Genomic DNA, 8,242 nt, shown 5'->3' with positions numbered 1-8,242 from the left:
AAGGCGCCCACACAAGTCACCTGCGCACACTGTCAAAGATCAATCACTTGCGATCCTTTCTTCAGATCGCCCCGAGACCTTTCGTCCCGGGTGAGCCGCCCATTCTACATCCCTTTCTCTGCCCGTCAACACCTTCGTGTGTTGTTTTTCTACCGAGGGAGTCGTCAGCCGAAAGGGGAGTGGGCGACGGGCCGCGAATGATAAAGACGGCGTCTGTCGAAGGCAAGCGAACACAGCCTTTTAGTGCTCAGCGGACGACCAACCTCACTCGCGCGAAATTGCGCTTGCCGATCTGCAGCACGCCTTCGAAGCCAGCGCCGAACATGTGCGAGGCATCTTGGACCACCTCGCCATCGATACGCACCGCGCGCTCCTTGAGCTTGCGGTTCGCCTCCGAGTTGCTGCCGGCAAGCCCCGCGGCCGTTAGCAGCGCCGGCAGACGCAGGCCTTCGGCGCCCACGGCGATGTCATTGCAGGGCAGCAGCGACGTGTCGCCTTCGCCACGCACCACGGCATGCCATCCGGCGATGGCCTGGTCGGCCGCCGCGGCGTCGTGGAAGCGGGCAGCCAACTCGCGCGCCAGGCGCAGCTTGGCGTCGCGCGGGTTGAGTGCGCCGACCGCGACGTCGTGCTTCATACGCTCGAGCTCTTGCAATGAAACCTCGAAGCTGAGCAATTCGAACCAGCGCCACATCAGCACGTCGTCAATCTTCATCGTCTTGGTGACGATATCGATGGCCGGCTCATCGATGCCGATGTAGTTGCCCAGCGACTTGGACATCTTATGCACACCGTCCAGGCCCTCGAGCAGCGGCATGGTCAACACGATCTGTGGCGGCTGCCCGTGGTGCTCTTGCAGGGCGCGACCCATCAAGAGGTTGAATTTCTGGTCGGTGCCGCCGAGCTCGACGTCGGCTCGGAGCGCAACCGAGTCGTATCCCTGCACCAGCGGATACAGGAATTCATGGATGGCGATGGGCTGCTGCGCGGCGTAGCGCTTGGCGAAATCGTCGCGCTCGAGCATGCGCGCGACGGTGTGCTGCGCGGCCAGCTTGATCATGTCGGCGGCAGACATCTTGCCGAACCATTCGTTGTTGAAACGCACCTCGGTACGCTCACGATCGAGCACCTTGTAGACCTGGCTTGCATAGGTCTGGGCGTTCTTCAGCACGTCCTCGCGGCTGAGCGGCTTGCGGGTGACGTTCTTGCCGGTGGGGTCGCCGATCATTCCGGTGAAGTCGCCGATCAGGAAGATCACCTGGTGCCCCAAGTCCTGGAACTGGCGCATCTTGTTGAGCAGCACCGTGTGGCCCAGGTGCAGGTCCGGCGCGGTGGGGTCGAAGCCTGCCTTGATGCGCAGCGGCCGGCCGGCCTTCAGGCGCTCGCTCAGCTCCTCCTGCTTGATGATCTCGTCGGCGCCGCGGGCAATGGTCGCCAGCGCCTGCTCAAGCTCGTTCATGGTGTCCTCTATCCGGATCGGTTCGACGGGGGCAACGGGCCGCCGTTCACAAAATGGCGTTAATTGTGCGTTAATCAGAAAACCAGCGCAAATCCTTGAAAGAAAAGGCGTTGACGCCCTTTATACGCGGCCGCTAAGGTACGACGCCTGAGTACTTTGTAGCGCGGGGCAACGAGCATGGGTGAGGGCGAGCAGATCGCGCGGGCGGCGCGCAAGCAGGCTATCCGCCGCAAGGCGCAGCGCCGCCACATGCACTTCTACGAACGTTGCTCGCACTGGTCCTTCAGTCGTCACGGCGAAGCCGAGCCCATCAACTGGCATCGCGAGCGCTGGGTGCTGGCCGGTACGGCGCTGCTGCTGACCGCGCTATCCGGCATCTTCTTGCCTGCCTGGGCCAGCGCGATGCGGCCCGCGCCCGAACCGGCCGTGCACACGCTGCTTCCGCTCACTCTGCCAAAGGCAGACGTCACGACCTTGCCCGCCCCGGCGATGGAAGACTGGCGGGTGGTGCAGGTGCAACCTGGACAGACGCTGTCGGACATCTTCAAGGATCAGGGTCTGAGCCTCACCGACCTGCAGCGCGTGATGGACGCGGCCGGCTCGGCCAGAGGCGCATTCCACAATATCCGTCCGCACCAGGAGTTCGACTTCCTGCTGGGTGGCGACGGCAGCCTGCGGGGCATCCGCTTCGACAAGGACGAGGCCAACCGCGCAGTCGTGCGCTTCGATGGCGGGCAGTCCACGCTGGCGGTTCAGCCGCGCGCGATGGAAACCCGCGAGCACGTGGCGCACGGCACCATCACCAGTTCGCTGTATGCCGCCGCGGCCAAGGCCGGCATGAGCCAGGCGATGGTCGGCAAGCTCGCCGACCTGTTCAAGTACGACATCGATTTCGTGCAGGATCTGCGCGAAGGCGACAATTTCACGGTGATCTACGACGATGTCTACCGCGACGGTAGCTACTACGCCGAAGGCGACATAGTCGCCGCCGAGTTCGTCAACCAGGGGCGCCGCTACACCGCCTACCGCTTCAAGAAGGATGACGGGCACTATGGCTGGTTCAGCGAGGACGGTCGTCCGATCCAGAAATCGTTCCTGCGCATTCCGGTGGACTTCACCCGCATCTCCTCGACATTCAGCGCCGCGCGCTTCCATCCGATCCTCGGCCGCATGCGCGCACACAAGGGTGTCGATTACGCCGCCCCCATCGGTACCCCGATCCACGCCGCGGGCGATGGCGTGATCAAGTTCAAGGGCTGGATGAACGGCTACGGCAATTTCGTGGTGATCCAGCACAACGGCAGCATCAGCACCGCCTATGGCCACATGTCGCGCTTCGCCAACGAGCGCGTGGGCCAGCACGTGAGTCAGGGGCAGGTGATCGGCTACGTCGGCATGACCGGCCTGGCCACCGGGCCGCACCTGCACTACGAGTTCCGCGTGAACGGTACGCAGCGCGATCCGCAGACGGTCACCCTGCCCAAGCCGCAGCCCCTGCCGGCCGCGCAGCTGGCGCGCTTCGAGAGCCAGGTCGTGCGCCCGCAGCTGGCGCGTCTGAAGACCATGGACGCGAGCATCAAGCTCGCCCAGCTCGGTTCGACTACGCGCAACGACGACTGACGGCCAGCGCCTTGCGCCAGGATGACGCCTCGGCTCTCTATCTGGGCCTGATTTCCGGCACCAGCGCCGACGGCATCGACGCGGCCCTGGTTTCCTTCGAGCAGGGCCTGCCGCGGCTGGTCGCGGCGTTCACGCACCCGTGGCCGGACGCATTGCGCGAACGCGTGCTCGCCGTGGCGCAGGATCTGGCGGCCTTCGACCTGGATGCCTATGGCCGGCTGGACGTTGCCGTCGGCCGCCACTTCGCCAGCGCCGCCCAAGCCCTGCTCCAGGCCAGCGGCACGATGGCGTCGCAGGTGCGGGCCATCGGCTCGCACGGGCAGACCGTGCGGCACCGGCCTGGCGGCGAGGCGCCGTTCACCCTGCAACTGGGCGACCCAACAGTGATCGCCGAGCAGTGCGGCATCGACGTGGTGGCCGATTTCCGCCGCGCAGACGTGGCCGCCGGCGGCCAGGGCGCGCCGCTGCTGCCTGCCGTCCACGCCATGCTGCTCGGCCAGCCCGGGCGCACCCGCGTCGTGCTGAACCTGGGCGGCATCGCCAACATCACCGTGCTGCATGCCGGCGGCCAGGTGCTCGGCTTCGACACCGGACCGGCCAACGGCCTGATGGATGCCTGGTGCCTGCAACACCGCGGCGAGCCGTTCGATCGCGACGGCGCCTTCGCGGCCACGGGTCGGGTCGATACGGCCTTGCTCGAGGCGCTATTGGCCGATCCCTATTTCGCGCTCAGCCCGCCCAAGAGCACCGGGCGCGAGCACTTCCATCTGGCATGGCTGATGCGCCAGTCGCGCGTGGCGACCCTGTCGCCGGCCGACGTGCAAGCCACCCTGCTGGAGTTGACGGCTCGCAGCGTGGCCGATGCGATCCACATCCATGCGCCCACTGCCGACGATGTGCTGGTGTGCGGCGGCGGCGTGCACAATCCCCGGCTGATGGAGCGACTGGCTCGATATCTAGAATCCAGCCGACTGGCCAGCACCGCAACCTGCGGCATCGACCCGGATCATCTGGAGGCGACCGCATTCGCCTGGCTCGCCCGCCAACGCGTCCTGGGCCTGCCGGGCAACCTGCCCACGGTGACTGGCGCGCGGGGGCGGCGCGTCCTGGGCGCGCTATATCTGGCACCCCAAGACTGACCGGACGGACGCAGCCTGCAGCTAGCCCAGCGTGGGCGCGCTCGCAGGCGCCAGCTGCGTGGGCCGCGTGAGGGAGAGCGCCTGCAGCGCCTCCTGGAAAACCGCCTTCTCGGCCAAGTCCCACTGCCCCCCGAGCACCAGGCTGTTCGGATCGAACAGCGTCTCGCTGGAGATCTGCCCTGCGGAACTCAAGCCAAGGCCATGGCGCAAGGCGTGCAGTACAACGTCATTGATCGACCAATGGCGATCCTTCGCGAGCGCCTTGATGCGCTCGGCCATCATGCTGTCGATATGGCGTATGACGAGGTCCGGCACGTGCGTCGCTCCGTGTCGTGCATGCCAGGTGGCGAGGCATGGTGGCACAGAACCGGCGGCTTTGCAGTAGGCCGGGCGACCGGTTCCGCCAAGCCGCGCACGAGCCGGCGAAAACGGTGCAGGGCCTAGGTGTCGCCCTGCTCGGTCGCACGCATGCGCCGCCAGAGCACCGCGTAGAGCAGCATGGCCGGGATCAGCGCCAGTACGGTGAGCACGAAATAGCCTGCGTATCCGGCGGCTGTGGCGATGCCGCCGGCAAAAAAGCCCAGCAGCTTGCCCGGCAGGTTCACCAGCGAGCTCAGCAGCGCGTACTGGGTGGCGGTGTGCTGGCGGTTGACCAGCATCGACAGGAACGCCACCGCTGGCGGACCCAGCATGCCCAGGGTGAGGTTCTCCGCGGAAATCACCAGGGTCAACACTGCGACGTTGCCCGGATGCGGGATCAGCGTCAGGTAGCACAGGTTGCTACAGCCGCAGAGCACCGCCGTTGCGCCCAGCGTACGCCACGCGCCCCAACGGGCCACCGCCGCGCCGCCGATGAATACGCCGACGATGCCAATCCAGACACCGTAGATCTTGGTGATCGCGCCGATCTCGGTCTTGGAGAACTGCATGTCCCGGTAGAACGGGCTCATGATGCCGCCGATGGTCGCCTGCTCCGGGATCTTGAACAGCAGGATGAACAACAGGATCACGCCGGCCACCAGCGCGCCGTAGCGGCGGAAGAAATCGGCGAACGGGTCGAGCACGCTCTCGCGCATGGCCGCGCGCCAGCTCGCCGGCCGTGCGCGCAGCACGTCCGGCTCACGCGCTAGCAGGGTGGTCGCCAGGGGAATGGCCATGGCGGCGGCCATGACCAGGTAGACCACGCGCCAGGGCAGGTGATCGGCCAGTATCAGCGCCACCGCGCCGGCCAGCAGCAAGCCGATGCGATAGCCGAGCGCATAGGTGGCCACCAGCGCGCCCTGCGCTTCCGGCGGCGCGATCTCGATGCGGTAGGCGTCGATAGCCACGTCCTGGGTGGCGCCGAAGAACGCCACCAGCAGCGTGGCCGCCACGAACGGCACCAGCTGCGCCGGCGTCAGCAGCGCCATCGCCAGCAGCCCGGCGGCCACGCAGAGCTGGGCGAACAGCAGCCAGCCGCGGCGCTGTCCCAGGCGCGCGAAACCCGGCAGCCGCCAGTGATCGAGCAGCGGCGCCCACAGGAACTTTAAGGCGTAGGTCATGCCGGCGCTGGCGATCATGGTGATGTCGGCCAGCTTGATGCCGTTCTCCTTCAGCCAATACGCCAGCGTGCCGGCAACCAACAGGAAGGGCAGGCCCGAGGAAAAACCCAGCAACGCCATCGTACCCGCCGCCGGTTGCGCGAATGCGCGCCAGATCGGGGGCTTGGGCGGCGCCGGGGCGCCCGGTTCAGTCGGCATAGTCGACCGTGTAGGGCGCGTGGTCGGAGAAGCGCTGCTCGCGATAGACCGAACAGCCAAGCATGCGCTCGCGCAGTCCGGGCGTGCAGACCTGGTAGTCGATGCGCCATCCCACGTTGTTCTCGCGCGCACGCCCGCGGTTGGACCACCAGGTGTACTCGACCGCCTCGGGCTTGATCGCGCGGAAGCTGTCGACCCAGCCGCGAGTGTGGAACAGCAGGTCCAGCCAGGCCCGCTCTTGCGGCAGGCAGCCGGAGTTTTTCTGGTTGGAAGTCCAGTTCTTGATGTCGTTCTTGGTATGGACGATGTTCCAGTCGCCGCAGATCACATAGTCGCGGCCGCTGTTGAGCCATCGATCGAAGATCGGCGTCAGGAAGTCCATCGCCTTGAACTTGAACTGCTGGCGCTCCTCGCCGGAAGAGCCCGAAGGCACGTAGAGCGAAACCACCGATAGGTTGCCGAAACGCGCCTCGACGTAGCGTCCCTCACAATCGAAGGGCTCCCAGCCCAATTCCGTGAGCACCGCATCCGGTTCCCGCCGCGCGTAGATCGCAACGCCGCTGTAGCCCTTCTTGCAGGTGGCGTCGCGGTAGAAGCAGTGGTGGCCGTCGGGGCGGAACATCGCGTCGCCGAGCTGGTCCTCCTGCGCCTTGGTTTCCTGCAGGCAGACCACGTCGGCCTGCTGCGTGCGAAGCCAGTCGAAGACGCCCTTGCTGGCGGCCGAGCGGATGCCGTTGGCGTTGAGGGTGATGATTCTCATGCGGTGCGGCTCGTCGTGCGGGAAGCGATGGATAATAGCCACAAGCGCCCTCCGGCCGTCGACCCTGGAAACCCCGTGCAACCCCATCAACGCGACTTCATCGAACTGGCCCTTTCGCGCGACGTGCTGCGCTTCGGCGAATTCACCTTAAAGTCCGGCCGCCACAGCCCGTATTTCTTCAACCTCGGCAGGATCGACTCCGGCGCCGCGCTGGCGCGGCTGGGTGATGCCTACGCCGAAGCACTGGTGCGCTCGCAACTGGCCGTGGACATGCTCTTCGGTCCCGCCTACAAGGGCATCGCCTTGGCCGCTGCCACCGCCATCGCGCTGGCCACGCGGCACGGCCGTGACCTGCCGTGGGCGTACAACCGCAAGGAGGCGAAGGACCACGGCGAGGGTGGCGTGCTGGTCGGGGCGCCGCTCAAGGGCCGCGTGCTGATCGTCGATGACGTGATGACCGCCGGCACCGCCGTGCGCGAGTCGCTCGCGCTGATCCGGGCCCAGGGCGCGACGCCGGCCGGCGTGCTGATCGCCCTGGATCGCCAGGAACGCGGCCAGGGCGAACTGTCCGCCGCGCAAGAGGTCGCGCGCGACCACGGCATTCCGGTGGTCGCGATCACTGGCCTGGAAGACGTGCTCGCCTATGCCGGCGAGCGGCCAGAGCTGGCGGCCGAGCACGCCCGCCTGCTCGATTACCGCTCCCGCTACGGCGTGGACTCGTAAGCGCAGGCTGCCGTGTGGCGACCGGCGTCACACGCCCGGCAGCGGCCTTCATCCACGCTTTAGGCGGCATCGGCACGATGGCTATACTGGCCGCCAGGAGGGGGTTATCCATGCGCAAGTTCGTTTACGCCGCCGCCATCAGCATGGCGACGGTCCTGACCACCTACGCCCAAGGCGCCGGTGTCCGCTACCACTGGCGCGATGGCCAGGGCCTCTCGCACTACAGTGACAGCCTCACCGCGGAGGCGATGAAGTACGGCTATGACCTGGTCAACGACCAGGGCATGGTGGTACGCCATGTCGAGCGCCAGCTCAGCCCCGAGGAGCGCGCCGCGGCCGACAAGGTGGCCGCCGAGCAGGCCGCCCGGCTGCGTGCGGAAGACGCGCGCAAGCGCGCCGACCTGCAAATGCTCAACGCCTACGGCGACGAGGCGGCGCTGCGGCAGGCGCAGCAGGAAGAAATCAATTCCATCGACCAGCAGATCAGCACCACCCGCATCAACCTGCGCAGCCAGGAGAAGACGCTGGCCGATCTGCTCGGCCGTGCGGCCGAACTGGAGCGCGCCAAGAAGCCGGTCCCCAAGTACCTCACCGACAGCATCAGTGAGCAGCGCAACGTGGTGGCCAGCCAGCACGCCACGCTGGAGCGCCAGCAGGACCGCCGCGACGACGCCCAGAAGACGGCCGCGCAGCAGCTGGATCACTACCGCGCGCTGAAGAAGGCACAGGAAGAACAGCGGCAGTAGCGTCGCGCATCGCAAGGAGGCTGGCCCACCCTGCGATGCTGCACGGGCGGCTTCAG

The 8,242-nt window shown here is 66.7% G+C and carries 8 protein-coding genes; 4 read left to right on the top strand and 4 right to left on the bottom strand.

Annotation, left to right across the window (positions count from 1 at the left end; translation table 11 throughout):
- Positions 1-247: 247 nt before the first annotated feature.
- Positions 248-1,459 (bottom strand): tyrosine--tRNA ligase, encoded by a 1,212-nt coding sequence (gene tyrS / locus VGU65_RS05930; RefSeq protein ID WP_327473756.1) that lies wholly within the window; start codon positions 1,457-1,459, stop codon positions 248-250.
- A gap of 177 nt (positions 1,460-1,636) precedes the next feature.
- Here tyrS and VGU65_RS05925 point away from each other — a divergent pair, with 177 nt between their 5' ends.
- Both VGU65_RS05925 and VGU65_RS05920 read left to right on the top strand, forming a co-directional pair.
- Positions 1,637-3,079: an OapA family protein gene (locus tag VGU65_RS05925; RefSeq protein ID WP_327473754.1), complete on the top strand. Its 1,443-nt coding sequence runs from the start codon at positions 1,637-1,639 to the stop codon at positions 3,077-3,079.
- A gap of 11 nt (positions 3,080-3,090) precedes the next feature.
- Positions 3,091-4,218: an anhydro-N-acetylmuramic acid kinase gene (locus VGU65_RS05920; protein ID WP_327473752.1), complete on the top strand. Its 1,128-nt coding sequence runs from the start codon at positions 3,091-3,093 to the stop codon at positions 4,216-4,218.
- A 21-nt stretch (positions 4,219-4,239) separates the two neighbouring features.
- Here VGU65_RS05920 and VGU65_RS05915 read toward each other — a convergent pair whose 3' ends face one another.
- The 3 genes from VGU65_RS05915 to VGU65_RS05905 all read right to left on the bottom strand — a co-directional run bounded on the left by VGU65_RS05915 (position 4,240) and on the right by VGU65_RS05905 (position 6,717).
- Entirely contained in the window at positions 4,240-4,533 is a 294-nt protein-coding gene (locus VGU65_RS05915; protein WP_327473750.1) for a hypothetical protein, read from the bottom strand.
- 125 nt (positions 4,534-4,658) lie between these two features.
- Positions 4,659-5,957, bottom strand: a complete 1,299-nt coding sequence (locus tag VGU65_RS05910) for an AmpG family muropeptide MFS transporter (protein ID WP_414655799.1) — start codon at positions 5,955-5,957, stop codon at positions 4,659-4,661.
- On the bottom strand, positions 5,947-6,717 hold the full coding sequence (locus VGU65_RS05905; RefSeq protein WP_327473748.1) for an exodeoxyribonuclease III: 771 nt from the start codon (positions 6,715-6,717) through the stop codon (positions 5,947-5,949). Before VGU65_RS05905 ends, VGU65_RS05910 begins: the two co-directional genes overlap by 11 nt.
- A 75-nt stretch (positions 6,718-6,792) precedes the next feature.
- Between VGU65_RS05905 and pyrE the strand changes: the two genes are divergently transcribed.
- Together pyrE and VGU65_RS05895 are read left to right on the top strand one after the other, a co-directional pair.
- On the top strand, positions 6,793-7,440 hold the full coding sequence (pyrE, locus tag VGU65_RS05900; protein ID WP_327473746.1) for an orotate phosphoribosyltransferase: 648 nt from the start codon (positions 6,793-6,795) through the stop codon (positions 7,438-7,440).
- Between the two features lie 110 nt (positions 7,441-7,550).
- On the top strand, positions 7,551-8,186 hold the full coding sequence (locus tag VGU65_RS05895) for a DUF4124 domain-containing protein (protein WP_327473744.1): 636 nt from the start codon (positions 7,551-7,553) through the stop codon (positions 8,184-8,186).
- Positions 8,187-8,242: the final 56 nt, after the last annotated feature.

Source organism: Frateuria sp., from assembly GCF_035943815.1.
GTDB lineage: Bacteria > Pseudomonadota > Gammaproteobacteria > Xanthomonadales > Rhodanobacteraceae > Frateuria_A.
The sequence above is the reverse complement of the archived record's forward strand: the minus strand, read 5'-3'. Positions and strand labels throughout refer to the sequence as shown.